Raw genomic sequence first — 16722 nt, 5'->3', positions numbered from 1 at the left:
GACGACCCAGGTCATCGGGTTGGAATCCACGGGCTTCCGCAACGGCAGCGCATGGATCAATGGTCACAACGGCTCGGACCGGGTTGAATGGAATGAGATGGAATGAGCTAGGGCGTAACCAGGCAGCCGTGACGCGCGGCAGGGACGAGGAGACATGACCGACAGCAACGGAACCGCGAAAGCCGGCCCCGGCAATATGCCGCGCACGTCCGGTACCCCGAATTCCGGCAGCTCGATCCAACCGCCCAAGCCGCACGCGATCAAGCCCGCCCCGGGCCCGGCCCATCAGCATCCACATCCAGTCGTCGTGCCCACGGTCTCCGACCCCAGTCTGTGGGGCCGGGTCGACGAGGACGGCACGGCCTGGGTGAAAACCGGCGACGGTGAACGGCAGGTCGGCTCCTGGCAAGCCGGTGATGCCGCCGAGGGCCTGGCGCACTTCGGTCGCCGGTTCGACGACTTGGCCACCGAGGTCGCGCTCCTGGAAGCCCGGCTGGCCGCGGGCGCCGACGCGCGCAAAACCAAAGCTGCGGCTGTTTCGCTGGCCGAATCGTTGTCGACCGCGGCCGTGATCGGCGATATCGACGGTCTCGCCCGACGTCTGGCCGCCATCGCCGAGCACTCCGAAGAGGCGGCTGCGCACGCCCGAGAGGAAAAGGAGCGCACCCGCCACGAACACACCGAACGCAAGGAAGCGTTGGCCGCCGAAGCGGAGAAGATCGCCAGCGAGTCCACCCAGTGGAAGGCGGCCGGCGACCGACTGCGCGAAATCCTCGATGAATGGAAGTCCATCCGGGGGGTGGACCGCAAGGTCGACGACGCGCTGTGGCGGCGCTATTCCAAGGCGCGAGAGGCGTTCAATCGTCGTCGTGGCGCCCACTTCGCCGAGCTGGACCGCGAGCGCGCCGCCGCCAAGGCACGCAAGGAAGACCTGTGTAGCCGCGCCGAGGATCTGAGCGGCTCCACCGACTGGGTGGCCACCGCGGGCATCTTCCGGGAACTGCTCGCCGAGTGGAAGGCCGCCGGGCGCGCACCACGCGACGCCGACGAAGCGCTGTGGCGTCGGTTCAAGAGCGCCCAAGACGTCTTCTTCGCCGCGCGAAACGCGGCGGTCTCCGAGCGTGAGGCCGAATTCGAGCAGAACGCGGCCGCGAAGGAGGAGCTGCTGGGCCTGTATGCCGATATCGATCCCGCAGCCGACCTGGAAGCCGCGCGCGCCGCGCTGCGCGAACTTCAAGACAAGTGGGACACCATCGGCAAAGTGCCACGAGAGCGCATGCACGAACTGGAAGGCAAACTTCGCGCCATCGAAAAGCGGGTCCGCGACGCCGTCGACGCGCAATGGCGGCGCACCGACCCCGAAGCGGTGGCGCGTGCCGCGCAGTTCCGGGAACGAGTTGCCCAGTTCGAGGAACAAGCCGCCAAGGCGCAGGCCGCCGGTAATGTCCGCAGTGCGGAGAAGGCACTCGAGCAGGCCCAACAATGGCGCGAGTGGGCCGAGGCCGCTGAGGGGGCGGTCAGCAACCGCTGAGCCCCGATGCGGAGTGCGCCCTCGATGATCGTTCGGACAAGAAGCCGAGACATGGCACTCGAACTGCTGGGATGGCACGAGGCCGCTCCCTCGGATAGCGGCGCTTCCGTCAGGGCAGGCCCAGGTCTGCCCCGACAATGCCCGATCTCCCACGCACGTGCGCGGTGTAGTGAGCCTCGATCATCGAGAACGCGCGCATCTCGGTCGGTCAGCGGCAGGCTGGTCAGGAGTCGCGGCCGAAGCGACGACGATCGCGCTCTTCTGTTGCCGCAGCCGCGTTGCGGCGTTGCTCTTCGATAGCCAGCTGCGCAGCAGTTCGAGTCCACACCACGCGGACCCAGTGGAACGTGAGCACGATTGCCACGAGGGCGCCGAGGATCAGACCGAGGCCTGGACCCTCGCCCTGATAATTGTCCAGGCCGGGCGTCTGGCGGTGCCAGATCGAGAGCATGCCGAATACACTGCCGACAGCGCTGCCCGCGGCGGCGATCCAAGCGAACACCCAGCGGCGGGTCATCAGGGCCAGCGCGGAGAATCCGACGCCGAAGACCATGAGAAACCAGACGAACAGCTGGGAGGGAAGCCCGATGTGTTCGACACGGGCCACATCGGTGTTCAACAACACATCGAAACCGCGCGCTGTGCCGGCGTGCGACAGCGCCATCGACAGCAGCAGCACGGCCACCGCACCCGCTACGACAATGGCACGGGTGCCCGGATCGATCTCGCTGGCGACCTTGCTTTCGACGGCATCGAGGTCGTCACGGAACTGTTCGAAGTCGCCGATTCGCTCGACCGAGCTCACTGAATCCTCTTTTCGTTCGTCGTCTGGGCGGCCATCGTCCGGTGTGCGAGCCGAACCTCGCGCAGCAGCGGAACGATCGTCGCCGCTGGCTTCCCGAGCGCCGCCACTGCCCGCGTCGGCGTCGTCGTTCGGACGAGTGCTCATTCGCCGCACCCGCTGCTGCAGCCCGCGGCCACAGGTTCCGGGTCGGGCGCTCCAAAACGAGGCAGACCGAGACCCACGCCCACCGGCGCGGTCTTCGGGGTGGCCCCGCGCTCGTACGCGTCGCCGGCACGGGTGCGGCGGTGGGTGGTGATCCCGGCGTCGGCAATCAGGTGGTGCGGGGCCGCGCCGGTGACCTGAACGGTAACCAGATCTCCGGGGCGAATCGATTCCGCGGTACCTCCAGGACGGAAGTGCACCAGCCTACCGTCCCGGCTGCGCCCACTCATCCGGGCGGTCGCCGCATTCTTCTTGCCCGCACCTGCGGCCACGAGCAACTCCACCTCGCTACCGACCAATTCCTCGTTGGCTGCCAACGAGATCTCCTCTTGCAGGGCGACCAGCCGGTCGTAGCGTTCCTGTACGACGGCTTTCGGCAGCTGGTCGGGCAACTGGGCTGCGGGAGTACCGGGACGCTTGGAGTATTGGAAGGTGTACGCGCTGGTGAAACGCGCCTGGCGAACCACGTCCAGCGTTTCCTGGAAGTCCTCTTCCGTCTCGCCGGGAAAGCCGACGATGATGTCGGTGGTGATCGCCGCATGTGGCATCGCGGCCCGTACCTTGTCGATGATGCCGAGATAGCGAGCCTTGCGGTAGGAACGGCGCATCGCTTTGAGCACTCGATCGGACCCGGATTGCAACGGCATGTGCAGTTGCGGACAGATGTTGGCGGTCGCGGCCATCGCCTCGATCACGTCGTCGGTGAATTCGGCTGGGTGCGGCGAAGTGAACCGGACCCGCTCCAGGCCCTCGATGGTTCCACATGCCCGCAAGAGTTTGGCGAACGCACCACGATCGCGCGGTTCGGTCGGATCGGCGAACGACACGCCATAGGAGTTCACGTTCTGGCCGAGCAGAGTCACCTCGTGCACGCCCTGGTCGACCAGCGCCTGCACTTCGGCGAGTACGTCGCCTGGGCGGCGGTCGATCTCCTTACCGCGCAGCGCGGGCACGATACAGAAAGTGCAGGTGTTGTTGCAGCCCACCGAGATCGACACCCACCCGGCGTAGGCGGATTCCCGCTTGGCGGGCAAGGTGGACGGAAACGCCTCCAGCGACTCCAGAATTTCCACCTGAGCTTGCCGATTGTGCCGTGCTCGCTCCAGCAACACAGGTAGGGAGCCGATGTTGTGCGTGCCGAAGACCACGTCCACCCAAGGCGCCTTGTCCCGCACGGCGTCGCGGTCCTTCTGTGCCAGGCAGCCACCGACCGCGATCTGCATACCGGGATTGCTCGCCTTGATCGGCGCCAGATGTCCGAGTGTGCCGTAGAGCTTGTTGTCGGCGTTCTCCCGCACCGCGCAGGTATTGAAAACGACGAGGTCGGCCGGCGCGCCAGCGGTGGCTTTCACGTACCCGGCGTCCTCCAGCAGGCCCGCCATCCGTTCGGAGTCGTGCACGTTCATCTGGCATCCGAAGGTGCGGACCTCGTAACTGCGTCCCGCGCCGGTGCCGGACCCGAGGGTCGATACCGTGCCCACGGCAGACCCAGGTGCCGACTCTGGCTGTGCGATCGAATCCACTTGTTCAGAGTACGGGGCCGCCTCGACAGCGCGACGCGGGCATCGCCACCGGCTCCGAGACGTCGTCGACGCAGGCCAAGAGGGCGCAAGCGCAGGGCAGAACGCCATCGGCGTAGCGTTGCGGCATCAGAGTGACGTTGAGTAACACGCAAGAAACCGCAACATTACTCCCGGGTGTCGGGCCGGTGTGGCGAGTCGGTGTGTCACCGAAACTCGGGCAAATCTCCACTCTTTGCTTAGAGTCATGGCCATGACCGACGACGATGACGCCTCCGTCACAATCGGGGACGCGACCGGGGAGGTCGGCGCCGCTACCGACGCACCGCCGATGATCTCGATGCTGAATGTGGACAAATACTTCGGCGACCTGCACGTTCTCGACGACATCACCCTGGAGGTCCCGCGGGGACAAGTCGTTGTGGTGTTGGGCCCCTCCGGGTCGGGTAAGTCGACACTGTGCCGCACGATCAATCGGTTGGAGCCGGTCGACTCCGGCAGCATCGCGATCGACGGCGTACCCCTGCCCGCCGAGGGCCGGGCATTGGCAGCGCTGCGTGCCGATGTGGGAATGGTGTTCCAGTCGTTCAACCTGTTCGCTCACAAGACGATCGTGGAGAACGTCACGCTCGCCCCGATCAAGGTCCGCAAGGTGCGCAAGGGTGACGCACGCACCCTGGCCATGGAGTTGCTCGACCGGGTCGGCATTGCCGATCAGGCACAGAAATACCCCGCCCAACTCTCCGGCGGCCAGCAGCAACGCGTGGCGATCGCCCGTGCGCTCGCGATGAGCCCGAAGGTGATGCTGTTCGACGAACCCACCTCCGCGTTGGACCCGGAGATGGTCAATGAAGTGCTCGACGTCATGGCGTCGCTGGCCAAGGATGGGATGACCATGCTGGTCGTCACTCATGAGATGGGTTTCGCCCGCCGCGCCGCAGACCGGGTGCTGTTCATGGCCGACGGCCGCGTGGTGGAGGACGCATCGCCCGAAGCTTTCTTCACCGCGCCACGGTCCGAACGCGCCAAGGACTTCCTGGGCAAGATTTTGAGCCACTGACCGCCCGAATCCACCGGCCGGTTCACCCACGATAGAAAGAAGAAGAACAGATGAGGATCACACGTGCCCTGCGAGTCGGTGTCGGGGCGATCGCCCTGGCAGTCACCGCCGCGACCGCGACCGCCTGCGGAGGCGGCGACGACAAGTCCGCTCTCGACCGCGCCGCAGAGGGTCAACTCACCATCGGCATCAAATTCGACCAACCGGGCCTGGGGCTGCGCACCAAGGACGGCTCCTATACCGGCTTCGACGTGGAAGTGGCCACCTATATCGCAGGCAAGCTCGGCGTCGAACCCGACGGCATCACATGGAAGGAGGCTCCTTCCGGCCAGCGCGAGACGCTGATCGAGAACGGCCAGGTGGACTACATCGTCGCGACCTACTCGATCACCGACAAGCGCAAGGAGCGCGTCGACTTCGCGGGCCCATACTACGTCGCGGGGCAATCGCTGCTGGTGCGCGCCGACAACACCGACATCACCAGTCAGGAAGACCTGGCGGGCAAGAAGGTCTGTTCGGTGACGGGCGCGACTCCAGCCCAGAATATCGAGAAGAACTTCCCCGACACCCAACTGCAGACCAACGACACCTACTCGCTGTGTTTCGAGGGTCTGCAGGCGGGCTCATGGGACGCTGTGACGACCGACGACATCATTCTGGCCGGCTACGCCACCCAGAATGCCGGCGCTTTCAAGCTGGTCGGCGAACCGTTCACCACCGAAAACTACGGCATCGGGGTCCAGAAGGGCGACCAGGAACTGCGCGACAAGGTCAACGACGCCATCGAGGAAATGATCGCCGACGGCTCCTGGGAGAAGGCGTTCGAGTCCTCACTCGGCGCGTCGGGCTACGCGGCCCCGCAACCGCCGACCGTCGACCGGTACTGAGAGTCACGTCGCCTCGGCGAGCACGAGTGGCCCGGTTTCGACCGGACCGGGCCGCTCGTCGCACTTCTATTGACCATCGAGACCCGATCGGAGGGCCACGTCCGCTGTGTTCGACCTGATTTCGAGGTACGGCACCGACATCCTGGAAGCCTTCTGGGTGACCATCGAACTGACCGTGCTGTCGGCGATCGGCGCGCTGATCATAGGCACTGTTGTCGCTGCGATGCGGGTATCGCCCGTGCCAGTGGCTCGCTGGATCGGTACCGCCTATGTCACCGTCTTCCGCAATACCCCGCTGACGCTGATCATCGTGTTCATGTCGCTGGGTTTGTACACCACCATGGGCTGGCGCCTCGCGGGCGAGGGCCCGAACTCACTGGCGCAGAACAATTTCCGCTTCGCCGTGGCCGGCCTGAGTCTGTATACCGCGGCATTCGTCTGTGAATCCCTGCGCGCAGGGATCAATACCGTGCCGATGGGGCAATCCGAGGCGGGCCGCTCGCTGGGCTTCGGCTTCGTGCAGAACCTGCGGCTGGTCGTGTTGCCCCAAGCCTTCCGCTCGGTGATCGCTCCACTGGGCAGCGTGGTGATCGCGCTGACCAAGAACTCCACCATCGCATCGGCCATCGGGGTCGCCGAGGCGGCCATGCTGATGAAGAAGATGACCGAAAACGAAGCCGCAGCACTGGCGATCGGTGCGATCTTCGCGCTCGGCTTCGTGGTGCTCACCCTGCCGACCGGCTTGTTCTTCGGTTGGCTCGCCAAACGATACGAGGTGGCCCGATGAGCGCGCACGCGTCGGTGCTGTTCGACGCACCCGGACCGAAGGCGCGGGTGCGCAACATCATCTACTCGGTCGTGGTCGCCGTCGCCGTCGCCGTCGCCGTCTGGTCGCTCTACCGTGGCTTCGCCGACAAGGGGCAGTTCACCGCCGAGAAGTGGAAGCCGTTCCTGGAGGCCGATGTCTGGTCGACCTATCTGCTGCCCGGTCTGCGCGGCACGATCGTCGCCGCAATACTGTCGATCGTGTTCGCGATGGCGCTCGGCATGCTCTTCGGCATCCTGCGACTATCGGACCATCGAGTCGTGCGCTGGCTGGCGGGCACCATCGTCGAAGTGGCACGCGCGGTCCCTGTGCTGATCTTGATGATCTTTCTGTTCGCCGTGTTCTCCGACTACAAACTGTTCGCGTCCGAGGACCTCGCGCTCGCCGCGGTGGTGGCCGCGTTGACCACCTACAACGGCTCGGTCATCGCCGAGATCGTGCGCGCAGGAATCCGGTCGCTGCCGACCGGGCAAACCGAGGCGGCCACCGCACTGGGTATGCGCAAGGGGCAAGTGATGCGGTTGATCTTGCTGCCGCAGGCGATCACGGCAATGCTGCCCGCGCTGATCTCTCAAATGGTGGTCGCGCTCAAGGACTCGGCACTGGGATACCAGATCACCTACGTGGAGATCGTGCGCTCGGGTGGACAACTCGGCGCGGCCGAACAGAACACCGTGCCGGCGTTGATGGTGGTCGCGGTCATCATGATTGCCCTCAATATGACTCTGACGCTGGTCGCCACGAAACTGGAGCAACAGCTGCGAGCGCGCAAACGCGGCCGCAGCGGTGGTGCTGTCGTCGCGGCGACCTCTGGGACCACCACGACGCCTGGCGTCGATTTCGGCAAGCCGTGAAGCATGCTCGCCACATCACGGTTCAGTCGATCGGGGCTACGGTATCGCCACCGTCGCCTCGATCGGCCAGAGCTGCCTCGACCACGCGGTAAGCCATGTGCTGCTGGTAGCCACGGCGGACGAGCATGCCGACGAGGCGACGGAAAACTTTGTCGCGATCCTGTGCACCGGTCAGGGTGCGTACCTTGCGCTGAACCAACCGAGTGGCGCGGGATTCCTCGTCGTCGGTCGTAATAGCGGCCAGGGCCGACGCGATGTTCGACTGCGCGACGCCCTTGCGTCGGAGTTCCTGCGCGAGGGCCTGTCTGCCTTTGCCGGAGATGTGGTGCCGGGAGTGCACCCACTGCTCGGCAAAAGCCGCGTCATCCACGAGGCCGACCGTGGTCAGGCGATCGAGGGCCTGCTCACTCACCTCGGGCGGGTACCCCTTCGCCGCCAGACGCTTGGCCAGCTCGGCCCGAGAGTGCGCGCGGAGGCCGAGCAGGCGAAGGCACACCTGCTTCGCCTGCTCCACTGTCGCGCCGGACCCGGCCGACTTCGACGACCGCTCGGGCTCGGATGGACTCGACTCGGGTGACCATCGGGCATGCATGGGTTCAGAAATCGGCGGGCGTCTCTGCCGTTACGTCCGCGCCGATACCGAGCTTCTCCTTGATCTTCTTCTCGACCTCGTCGCGGATATCGATGTTCTCCAGCAAGAACCTGCGGGCGTTTTCCTTGCCTTGGCCGAGTTGGTCGCCCTCGTAGGTGTACCAGGAGCCGGACTTGCGGATGAAGCCGTGCTCGACACCCATATCGATGAGAGAGCCCTCCTTGGAGATACCGTGCCCATAGAGGATGTCGAACTCGGCTTGCTTGAACGGCGGCGAGACCTTGTTCTTCACGACCTTCACCCGCGTGCGGTTGCCCACCGCGTCGCTGCCGTCCTTGAGGGTCTCGATCCGGCGCACGTCCAAACGCACCGATGCGTAGAACTTCAACGCCTTGCCGCCGGTGGTCGTCTCCGGCGAGCCGAACATCACGCCGATCTTGTCGCGCAGCTGATTGATGAAGACCGCGGTGGTTCCGGAGTTGTTCAGCGCGCTGGTCATCTTGCGCAATGCCTGACTCATCAGCCGGGCCTGCAAGCCGACATGACTGTCGCCCATTTCGCCCTCGATCTCGGCTCGCGGCACCAATGCGGCCACCGAGTCGATGACAATGATGTCGATGGCGCCGGAGCGCACCAGCATATCGGCGATCTCCAGCGCCTGCTCGCCGGTGTCGGGCTGGGAAACCAACAACGCATCAGTGTCGACGCCGAGCTTCCGGGCGTAATCCGGGTCGAGTGCATGCTCGGCGTCGATGAATGCCGCGACACCGCCCGCGGCTTGTGCATTGGCCACCGCGTGCAGCGCGACGGTGGTCTTACCCGAAGATTCCGGACCATAGATCTCGACGACACGCCCACGTGGTAGACCGCCGATACCCAGCGCCACATCGAGCGCGATCGAACCGGTAGGGATCACCGAGATCGGCGGACGCACCTCCTCGCCCAGGCGCATGACGGCGCCTTTACCGAAGTTCTTCTCCACCTGGGCCAAGGCGAGCTCGAGCGCCTTGTCCCGGTCGTACGCCTGTGGTGCCATGTCGTGATCCCCTCTTCGGCGAGTACGTCTCGTTACTGTGGTTGGCGCCTACAGTAGAGCGTGGCACCGACACGTTCCGACACTCAGCCTAGACGAACACGTGTTCGAGTCAAGCAACTTCCCGGCGTTTTCGCTTCGCCTTCGGCAACCACCACGCGATCAGCGGATATCGGGGTTGACGGGTGACAGCTCCGCAGGCCCCCAGCGCAACGGTCCACCCTGCCACTCGATCACTGCGTCGATGGTGAAGTCGAGGTAGCACAGGCCTCCCTCGGTGGATGCCTCGGGCGCCCAGACCGTTTCGGCAACACCGGTGAGCTGCAGAGATGTCCCGTTGGACCAGTCCAGTGCCAGAATTCCGCACGAGGGATTCACCTCGATGTTGCCGAGTGTCATGAACATCGAGTTGCCACGGTATTCCGGCCACCGCAATCGCGTTGGGGAGAGCACCTGGAGGAAGCCGGGGTTTCCCCCACGATGCGACGCATCGGCATTGCCGTCCGTGTCAGCGGTGGCCACGAAGAACGTATCCGCCGCCGCCAGGGCAGCGCGCTGAGGTGCGTCGAGTTCACTGCCGCGGCGCACCACCCGAGACACCGCCTCCGGCGTGTAGCTGACGATTTCCCGGCGAGAGATGTACTTCGGGCAGTTCGAGTACACCTGGTCGGTGACGATACGCAGACCGCGACCATCCGGCGTCGAGCGACCGTTGGCCCGCATTCGTCTGCGCCTCGACGGTTGCACGACGATCATGCCGACGCGGGCCGGACGTCTGGCCATGTCGCCCAGAGGATCGACCGACGCGGGTCGGGCGTCGACGACAATCGTGCGCTCATCGACCGCGCGCACGAATCCCGGCGGTCCGACCAGATCACTTGCCCACATCCGACCCGCGGTATCGGCGCCGGCGAGTATTACCAGTCGCTGCGCGGCCAAGAAGCCGGCGGCGACCGCAGGAATATCGGGACGGATCGTTCGAGCGACCCGGTCGGCCGTATGCGTCCTACCCATCCGGCGCTGAACGCCTCGTTCTCCAGCGTGGAACGGCTCCATCACGATCTCCTGGTCACCACCGAGACGATCAGAAGAATCCACACGTGGGCGCGACCCCACTGGGAGCGGGAGCGGACTCGGCGCCACGGGGTGCGTAGATCTCGAGCCGAATTCCATCCGGATCGCTGAAGAAGATCCCACCGGAAGCCGCGCCCTCACCGTGGGCGACCACTCCGTCGTAGGCGAAGGTGACCGACAACTCGCGCAAGGCCAGTTCCACCGCACGCACCTGATCGATGCTGTCGACCCGGAACGAGAGATGGTGCAAACCAGGCGTCTCGGCAGAGAACACACCTGCGCTCTGTTCCCACAGCGTGATGACGGGTTCGTCACCCGTGCCCAAGAACGCCCATCGGCGTTCGGCGCCGACGCTCGCGGCGAGCTGCTGGAAGCCCAGCACGCGACAGTAGAAATCTACCGAGCGATCCAGATCGGAGACGTTCAAGCCGATGTGGCCGGTATCGAATCGGGGCGTGGCGACCGAGATCATGACTTCTCCCTCGAGGGTTAACCTTTTATTTGATGTTTGACAGTTAGAACATAGCGATGACAGCGAACCTCGTCAACCATTGAAATCGAATTGAGTAGTTACACAGGGGTGGCTGCAATGGACTGGAGTGGAGTCTCGATACCCTCGGGCATGTCCGATCCACGCCCTCACCTCGGGGAGCCCCTGGCGCTCGACCTGCTGAACACGAGGTGGAGCGAGCACGGGCCACACGATCTGCTCACGGATGTGGCGGGGCTGCGCATCTGGCTGACCTCGGCGGGCCTCGGCGACCGCGCGGTCGCCGACGCAGCCACTCTGACCGCACTGCTCGTCGCCCGCGCAGCCATCTACGACGTCGTCGTGCATACCCGTCACAGCGGGCTCAACACCGTGCTCGAGCACGGCAGAATACGACGTGAACTCACCGAATCCGGACCCGCCGACCATCCGGACGTCCCCGAACGATCCTGGCTGCCCGCCTGGCTGGCAGCAGATGACCTGCTACGACTGATGGTCGCGGCGCCCGACCGGATCCGACAGTGCGCGCACCCGGAGTGCACGCTGTTCTTCTACGACACCTCGAAGAACGGGACCCGACGCTGGCACTCGATGGCGACCTGCGGCAACCGCACCAAGGCGGCCCGACATTACGCGCGAAAGGTGTGACGCTCGTCCGCCGGACACTTCCCGGCGCGACTAGGTTCGGCGGCGCTCGTCGAACCCGACAACGAGCCGACCGAACGCACTCACCAGCGCGCCTTGGGCACGTCGAACTCCGCACACAGCGCACGCCACACGTCTCGGGGATCGACTCCCGCCTCGATCGCATCGGCGCCGGTGCGCCCACCCAACGCGGGTATCACGTGGTCGGCCAGCAGCGCATCGCCGCGGAGTACGCCGAACTCGGTGTGCAACAGTTCCTGAAACTCGGTCAACCGCACCGGGCCGAATCTACTCTCCCCGCACCGCTGTCGGGGTCGGCGGACCACGCCGCCGACTCGCGCATACGCTCACGAGTGACTGGGTTGCAGGAGACGACGGCACAGCGCGGTGGGATCGGGAAACGTGGTCGGTACAGCGGCCATCGCCGCGTGCGATGCATAGCGCGGATCTGCGAGGATTTTCTCGACCGCGGCCCGTAGTACGTCGGGCGACAACGGACGCACGACGATGGAACTGCCTTGACGCGCGGCGCGATTGGCCAGCTCCCACTGGTCGCCTCCACCGGGAACAGTGACGATCGGAACACCGGCGGACAACGATTTGGCGAGCAGACCGTGCCCGCCCCCGCCGACGACCACCGAGGCGTGCGCCAACAATTCGTCCTGACGCCCCAGTCCCGCGCTCGCCCACACGGGCAATGTGGCGGGCGGTGTGTCCAGCATCGAAATCGCCACACGCACGCCGGTCCCGTCCAGGGCGTCCAGGACGGTTTCGACCATGCCCGCGACGCCCGTGTGTGCGGTCGAAGGGGCGACCATGACCAGCGGTCCATCACCGGGCGGGAGGTCCAGGACTGCGTCGGTCGGCTCCCATAGCAACGGACCGATGAGGTGTGTCGACTCCGGCCAGTCCGGGCGCGGCACCTCGAGCGCGGGCAAGGTGGCGATCAAGCGGGCAGCAGGGCCCGGGTCGGTGGCCGGCAAGCCGACACTTTCGCGGGCACGCTCGCGCTGGTGACGACCGTGTCGAATGGCGCGGGCGGTCAGAGTGCGCAAGACGCTGTCGCGCATCCGCCCCCGCAACCCTTCGCCTGGAGCGAGTCCGCTACCGATCGGCGGCAACGCCTTCGACGGCAGGTACAGCGGATGCGGCGACAGCTCCACCCATGGGACGCCGAGTCGCTCCGCGGCCATTCCGCCACCGGCGGTCAGCACATCGGACACCACGAGATCCGGCATCGTGGCACGCAGCGACGGCAGGATCTCGGTGGAGATGTACGCGGCTCTTTCGTGAATACGCGCGCCGGCGTCGGCGTCGTCGTCGATCGCCCGTGGCGCCAGGCCTTCGAGCCGGCACACCTCGATTCCGGCCGCACTGGCCGCGTCGAGCCACCGCGGGCCGGTGAACAGCACTGGATGGTCCCCGGCTGCCAGGAAGCGCAGGCACAACGCGATAGCTGGGAACGCATGCCCCGGATCGGGTCCTGCGACAACGGCTACTCGCATCCGCTCAGCCTGCCACACGGCCGCCGCTACATCGCGCATGCTCCGGGTAGAGCGTGGCGATGTTCTGCCGCGCCGTGGGCATCGTGCCGATCGTGGGCGTCCGCTATTGCGCCAGGTCTGCTCGCTGCACAGCCGGGGCTGTGGTCACAGCTTGCTCACCGTCGAGTTGTCCGAGCCCGCCATCGCCTTGTAGAGCAGATACAGTCCGAACACGATTGCGGAGATCACCAGGATCGGGAACAATCCCTTGATCAACGCACCGATTGCGGCCAGCGCGATCCAGACGACCGCGACGATGCCGATGATCTTCCACACCATGTCATACCTCCCGAGGTTCGTGTGCCCTTCGAGCATGACACTCGATCCGACAAAGGTCAGCCGACGCGACGTGAAATCGGGGGAAGATCAGGGTTCACCCCGACACCCACAGCGCATCCCACTGCGATCGAGCGCACGCTGCTACGTCCGGGTCGCCGGTGGCGACAGTGGAATCGGCTCGCCCGGCTGCTCGGGCCGATAGACGCATCGGGTCGCGCTGTAGATGGTGGGCATGCACTTGTTGCAGTGCACACACGCCGACCGGGTTGCGGGGTTGGACCGAATACGGAGCAGGAGATCCGGCTCGCGCAGCAGCGCACGGCCCATGGCGACGAAGTCGAAGCCTTCGACCATGGCCAACCGCATCGCGTCCACATCGGTCACGCCGCCCAGCAGGATCAGCGGCATCGACAACTCACGACGAAACTGGCGAGCCTGCTCGAGCAGGTAGAGATCCCGATAGGGATAGTGCTTCAGAAACGCCCGACCGACAACCCGGAAGGCCCATCGGGCAGGGACCGGAAGCACGTCGGCGAATTCTCGCCGTGGTGCATCGCCGTGAAACAGCAGCATCGGATTCAACAGAGAACTGCCGGCGGTCAACTCGAGGGCATCGCACGCGCCATCTGCTTCGAGCCATGCGGCCACCTGCAGCGATTCCGGGACGGTCAATCCGCGCCGGACGCCGTCCTCCATGTTCAACTTCACGGTGACCGCGAGCCGATCCCCCACGGCTTCCCGCACTGCGCAGGCAATTTCGCGAGCCATACGCGCCCGATTGCGCGTCGAACCACCGTAGCGGTCGGTGCGTCGATTCAACCGTGGGCTCAGAAACGAACTCACCAGATAGTTGTGGCCGAAATGAATTTCGACCGCGTCGAATCCGGAATGTTCGGCCAACCGCGCCGCCTCGGCGTGTGCCGCGACTATCTGCCGAATCTCCGACTCGTCGGGTACTTTTGCCGGACGCATGCCCAGCGGGTTGAACATCCGGCTCGGCGCCAGCGCCGGGACACCGTTGGAGGCAGCATTGGCGACCGGCCCGGCGTGGCCGATCTGGGCGCAGGCCGCAGCTCCCTCGGCATGGACGGCATCGGTCAGCTTCCGTAGGCCGGGCACGGCCTCTGGCCGCATCCAGAGTTGATGCCGGTCGGTGCGACCACCGGGCGCAACGGCGCAATACGCGACGGTCGTCATGGCCACTCCACCCGCCGCCACCTGCCGATGAAATGCGATCAACTCGTCGGTGGCCACCGCATGCGGCGTGCGACCCTCGAAGGTTGCGGCCTTGATCACTTTGTTACGCAGAGTGATCGGACCCAATGCGGCAGGAGCGAATACATCCTTGTTCATCGTCCACTCTCCGTCGACGTAGCGGTCAACCCGGCCACGACGAAGTCGCGTAGCGCATCGACCGCCTGCTCGGACAGGTCTCTTTCCTCGATCGCGGCCGCCGCGAACCGCATGATGATCAGGTCGAATGCCAACATCCATCGGCGGCGGCTATCGCCTTCACCGCCCACCGGCAGTAGGTCGACCCACGAATCGATCCGGAACCATCGCTGGGTCCACTCCATCCGATGCCGGCCCAAGATCAGCTGAGCCAACAACTGCAGGTGCACACGGCCGACGGGATCGGTCGACAACTCCACGAACGGTGCGATGACGGCGTCGACCACCGTGAGAACCGAACCGTGTTCGGCGGTCACCGCAGCCAGTCGCGCAGCCCACAACGGGCCGAGTCGATCTTCGAGGAGCGCTACCACCAGAGCTTGTTTCGATCCGAAGTGGTAGTGCACGGCAGCAGGGTTGACCCCGGCCTGCGCACAGATCCCGCGGACCGAGACGCCGTCGTAGCGCTCGGTCGACAACAGCTGTTCCGCCGCGACCAGCAGCCGCTCGCGGGTATCCGCGGGCGCTGCCGATGAATTCCTCACCGCCGGGACCTTCACCGCCGGGGCCTTCACTGCCGAGACGTCCTGCTTCACGCAATCCAGTGAACCACGAGATCCATCATTGTTTCAATCATTGATTGAAACAATGATGGATGCCGTCGGGCCGGTCGACCCATCCCATCCACGCGCAGGGCCGTGGCGAGACCGGGTGTCGCACCGAAACAGCGGCCGATACGGCGCCATCTGTGCCTGCAAGACGACCGCCTATGGTGGGGACCCAGTCGATCCAAGGAAGAAAAGTGCTGTTTGTTCTGTCCCGGTTGTTCGCCCGCCTGGGCTTACCGGCCCTGCTTCGACGGTGGGCAACGCCGATGGTGGTGGCAGCCTTTGTCTTCTTCACCAGTTGGCCCCTATTGGCTATAACCGAACCCGCCGGCAGCCCCCTGGTACAGCCGGCCAACTACTGGTGGTACTTCGTCGTCACCGCGTCCACCGTGGGATACGGCGACCTCTACCCGCAGACCGGAATGGGTCACGTAGTGGGCTGCTACGTGATCATCGGCGGCATCGCGACCATGACAACGGTGTTCACCAAACTGACAGCGGTCATGGCGGACGCGAAAGGACGACGCATGCAAGGAACGATCACGAGCTCCGCCGCGAAGCACACGGTAGTGCTCGGCTACTGCCCGGGGCGAACCGAACGCATCGTCGGTGAGCTCACCGCAGAGGGGGGCCGCACGCTCGTGTTGTGCGCCTGGAGCGACACCATGACACATCCGATGCCAGAGCAAAAGCTGGACTTCGTGCGTGGCGAACTGACCGACGAGAGCGTGCTTCGGCGCGCCGGCGTGCACCGGGCCGACACGGTGCTGGTGGACGCGCGCGACGACAACGAGGCATTGGCGATCGCCGTGCTGGTCGCCCACCTCAACGACCGGGCACACACCGTGGTCGCGCTGCGTGACCTGGACCGGGCCGACATGGTCCGGTACGTGGACAGCGGAATACGAGCCGTACAGTGGCATTCACCACGCATGATCACCGAGGAATTGACCTCGCCCGGCATCACCGAGGTCTACGCCGAACTGATGACCCACGGTGGCGCCAACACCTACTCGGTGGCACTGCCGGAGGCCATCGGCCCGGTAGTGGTCGAGCAGTGCCAGACCGCACTCGGACAACAGTATGCGGCGACCGTGCTCGCCGCCCGATCGGGCGGGCAGCTCATGGTCAATCCGGACTGGCGCACGACACTGGCCCCGGGCAGCATCCTGTACTACATCGCGCCACGACGCCTGAGCGACGAGCAGATCCATCTGGCCCTGAGCCGGTCCGACGCCGCTCGACGACAGCACTGCTGACCACGACGATACCGTCCCCGGCGATAGCCTGCGACCAGCTACACGACCGAGACCTCCCGCGGCGCCAACCCCCTGCGCGCGCCGCGGGAGCCGGTGTAGCGTCGAGAATCATGCCCGCGGCA

18 protein-coding genes are annotated in these 16722 nt (G+C 65.5%); 7 read left to right on the top strand and 11 right to left on the bottom strand.

Annotated elements, in window-relative coordinates; all coding sequences use genetic code 11:
• The first annotated feature begins 154 nt into the window (after positions 1-154).
• Positions 155-1531, top strand: coding sequence for a DUF349 domain-containing protein (locus tag K940_RS0117740; RefSeq protein WP_028478639.1), 1377 nt, complete (start codon positions 155-157; stop codon positions 1529-1531).
• A gap of 223 nt (positions 1532-1754) precedes the next feature.
• Here the strand turns inward: K940_RS0117740 and K940_RS28925 are convergent, their stop codons facing one another.
• Positions 1755-2480 carry a hypothetical protein gene (locus K940_RS28925; protein ID WP_231390419.1) on the bottom strand — a complete coding sequence of 242 codons (726 nt, stop codon included), beginning with the start codon at positions 2478-2480 and terminating at the stop codon, positions 1755-1757.
• Complete coding sequence (gene miaB / locus K940_RS0117730; protein ID WP_051407318.1) at positions 2477-3943, bottom strand: tRNA (N6-isopentenyl adenosine(37)-C2)-methylthiotransferase MiaB; 1467 nt, start codon at positions 3941-3943, stop codon at positions 2477-2479. The genes K940_RS28925 and miaB overlap by 4 nt, the downstream gene beginning before the upstream one ends.
• 445 nt (positions 3944-4388) lie before the next feature.
• Between miaB and K940_RS0117725 the strand changes: the two genes are divergently transcribed.
• The 4 genes from K940_RS0117725 (at position 4389) to K940_RS0117710 (ending at position 7684) form a co-directional block, all read left to right on the top strand.
• The gene (locus K940_RS0117725) at positions 4389-5117 is read left to right on the top strand and encodes an amino acid ABC transporter ATP-binding protein (RefSeq protein WP_036529087.1); all 729 of its coding nucleotides are present in this window, start codon (positions 4389-4391) and stop codon (positions 5115-5117) included.
• 50 nt (positions 5118-5167) lie between these two features.
• Positions 5168-6004: a glutamate ABC transporter substrate-binding protein gene (locus K940_RS0117720; protein WP_028478635.1), complete on the top strand. Its 837-nt coding sequence runs from the start codon at positions 5168-5170 to the stop codon at positions 6002-6004.
• A 106-nt stretch (positions 6005-6110) separates the two neighbouring features.
• A complete protein-coding gene (locus tag K940_RS0117715) occupies positions 6111-6791 on the top strand; it encodes an amino acid ABC transporter permease (RefSeq protein WP_028478634.1) in 681 nt (226 codons plus the stop codon).
• Complete coding sequence (locus tag K940_RS0117710) at positions 6788-7684, top strand: amino acid ABC transporter permease (RefSeq protein WP_028478633.1); 897 nt, start codon at positions 6788-6790, stop codon at positions 7682-7684. Before K940_RS0117715 ends, K940_RS0117710 begins: the two co-directional genes overlap by 4 nt.
• A 22-nt stretch (positions 7685-7706) precedes the next feature.
• Here K940_RS0117710 and recX read toward each other — a convergent pair whose 3' ends face one another.
• The 4 genes from recX to K940_RS0117690 form a co-directional block, all read right to left on the bottom strand.
• Entirely contained in the window at positions 7707-8276 is a 570-nt protein-coding gene (gene recX, locus K940_RS0117705; RefSeq protein ID WP_081706451.1) for a recombination regulator RecX, read from the bottom strand.
• Between the two features lie 4 nt (positions 8277-8280).
• Positions 8281-9312, bottom strand: a complete 1032-nt coding sequence (gene recA / locus K940_RS0117700; RefSeq protein ID WP_028478631.1) for a recombinase RecA — start codon at positions 9310-9312, stop codon at positions 8281-8283.
• Positions 9313-9471: 159 nt separating this feature from the next.
• On the bottom strand, positions 9472-10365 hold the full coding sequence (locus K940_RS0117695) for a pyridoxamine 5'-phosphate oxidase family protein (RefSeq protein ID WP_028478630.1): 894 nt from the start codon (positions 10363-10365) through the stop codon (positions 9472-9474).
• A gap of 28 nt (positions 10366-10393) precedes the next feature.
• A complete protein-coding gene (locus K940_RS0117690; RefSeq protein ID WP_028478629.1) occupies positions 10394-10855 on the bottom strand; it encodes a VOC family protein in 462 nt (153 codons plus the stop codon).
• A 150-nt stretch (positions 10856-11005) separates the two neighbouring features.
• Between K940_RS0117690 and K940_RS0117685 the strand changes: the two genes are divergently transcribed.
• The gene (locus K940_RS0117685; RefSeq protein ID WP_028478628.1) at positions 11006-11521 is read left to right on the top strand and encodes a CGNR zinc finger domain-containing protein; all 516 of its coding nucleotides are present in this window, start codon (positions 11006-11008) and stop codon (positions 11519-11521) included.
• Between the two features lie 80 nt (positions 11522-11601).
• On the opposite strand, the gene K940_RS0117680 is transcribed toward K940_RS0117685, so the two are convergent.
• From K940_RS0117680 to K940_RS0117660, 5 genes are all read right to left on the bottom strand, one after another.
• Positions 11602-11796 (bottom strand): DUF3046 domain-containing protein, encoded by a 195-nt coding sequence (locus tag K940_RS0117680; RefSeq protein WP_028478627.1) that lies wholly within the window; start codon positions 11794-11796, stop codon positions 11602-11604.
• A gap of 69 nt (positions 11797-11865) precedes the next feature.
• Positions 11866-13023, bottom strand: coding sequence for a glycosyltransferase (locus K940_RS0117675; RefSeq protein WP_028478626.1), 1158 nt, complete (start codon positions 13021-13023; stop codon positions 11866-11868).
• Between the two features lie 144 nt (positions 13024-13167).
• Positions 13168-13341 carry a hypothetical protein gene (locus K940_RS0117670; protein ID WP_028478625.1) on the bottom strand — a complete coding sequence of 58 codons (174 nt, stop codon included), beginning with the start codon at positions 13339-13341 and terminating at the stop codon, positions 13168-13170.
• Between the two features lie 141 nt (positions 13342-13482).
• Positions 13483-14694, bottom strand: coding sequence for an NADH:flavin oxidoreductase (locus K940_RS0117665; protein ID WP_028478624.1), 1212 nt, complete (start codon positions 14692-14694; stop codon positions 13483-13485).
• Positions 14691-15329 (bottom strand): TetR/AcrR family transcriptional regulator, encoded by a 639-nt coding sequence (locus K940_RS0117660; protein WP_369797521.1) that lies wholly within the window; start codon positions 15327-15329, stop codon positions 14691-14693. Before K940_RS0117660 ends, K940_RS0117665 begins: the two co-directional genes overlap by 4 nt.
• A gap of 206 nt (positions 15330-15535) precedes the next feature.
• On the opposite strand from K940_RS0117660, the gene K940_RS0117655 reads away from it, so the two are divergent.
• Positions 15536-16600: an NAD-binding protein gene (locus K940_RS0117655; protein WP_028478622.1), complete on the top strand. Its 1065-nt coding sequence runs from the start codon at positions 15536-15538 to the stop codon at positions 16598-16600.
• Positions 16601-16722 lie beyond the last annotated feature (122 nt).

Source organism: Nocardia sp. CNY236 (assembly GCF_000482385.1).
Classification (GTDB): domain Bacteria; phylum Actinomycetota; class Actinomycetes; order Mycobacteriales; family Mycobacteriaceae; genus Nocardia.
Note: the sequence above shows the minus strand (reverse complement) of the source record. Positions and strands in the feature narration are given on the sequence as shown.

Excerpts from the sequence above, each read along its gene's own strand:
- K940_RS0117740 (WP_028478639.1), top strand. The coding sequence starts at position 155 with ATGACCGACAGCAACGGAACCGCGAAAGCCGGCCCCGGCAATATGCCG.
- K940_RS28925 (WP_231390419.1), bottom strand. The coding sequence starts at position 2,480 with ATGAGCACTCGTCCGAACGACGACGCCGACGCGGGCAGTGGCGGCGCT.
- miaB (WP_051407318.1), bottom strand. The coding sequence starts at position 3,943 with ATGAACGTGCACGACTCCGAACGGATGGCGGGCCTGCTGGAGGACGCC.
- K940_RS0117725 (WP_036529087.1), top strand. The coding sequence starts at position 4,389 with ATGATCTCGATGCTGAATGTGGACAAATACTTCGGCGACCTGCACGTT.
- K940_RS0117720 (WP_028478635.1), top strand. The coding sequence starts at position 5,168 with ATGAGGATCACACGTGCCCTGCGAGTCGGTGTCGGGGCGATCGCCCTG.
- K940_RS0117710 (WP_028478633.1), top strand. The coding sequence starts at position 6,788 with ATGAGCGCGCACGCGTCGGTGCTGTTCGACGCACCCGGACCGAAGGCG.
- recX (WP_081706451.1), bottom strand. The coding sequence starts at position 8,276 with ATGCATGCCCGATGGTCACCCGAGTCGAGTCCATCCGAGCCCGAGCGG.
- recA (WP_028478631.1), bottom strand. The coding sequence starts at position 9,312 with ATGGCACCACAGGCGTACGACCGGGACAAGGCGCTCGAGCTCGCCTTG.
- K940_RS0117695 (WP_028478630.1), bottom strand. The coding sequence starts at position 10,365 with ATGGAGCCGTTCCACGCTGGAGAACGAGGCGTTCAGCGCCGGATGGGT.
- K940_RS0117690 (WP_028478629.1), bottom strand. The coding sequence starts at position 10,855 with ATGATCTCGGTCGCCACGCCCCGATTCGATACCGGCCACATCGGCTTG.
- K940_RS0117685 (WP_028478628.1), top strand. The coding sequence starts at position 11,006 with ATGTCCGATCCACGCCCTCACCTCGGGGAGCCCCTGGCGCTCGACCTG.
- K940_RS0117675 (WP_028478626.1), bottom strand. The coding sequence starts at position 13,023 with ATGCGAGTAGCCGTTGTCGCAGGACCCGATCCGGGGCATGCGTTCCCA.
- K940_RS0117670 (WP_028478625.1), bottom strand. The coding sequence starts at position 13,341 with ATGGTGTGGAAGATCATCGGCATCGTCGCGGTCGTCTGGATCGCGCTG.
- K940_RS0117665 (WP_028478624.1), bottom strand. The coding sequence starts at position 14,694 with ATGAACAAGGATGTATTCGCTCCTGCCGCATTGGGTCCGATCACTCTG.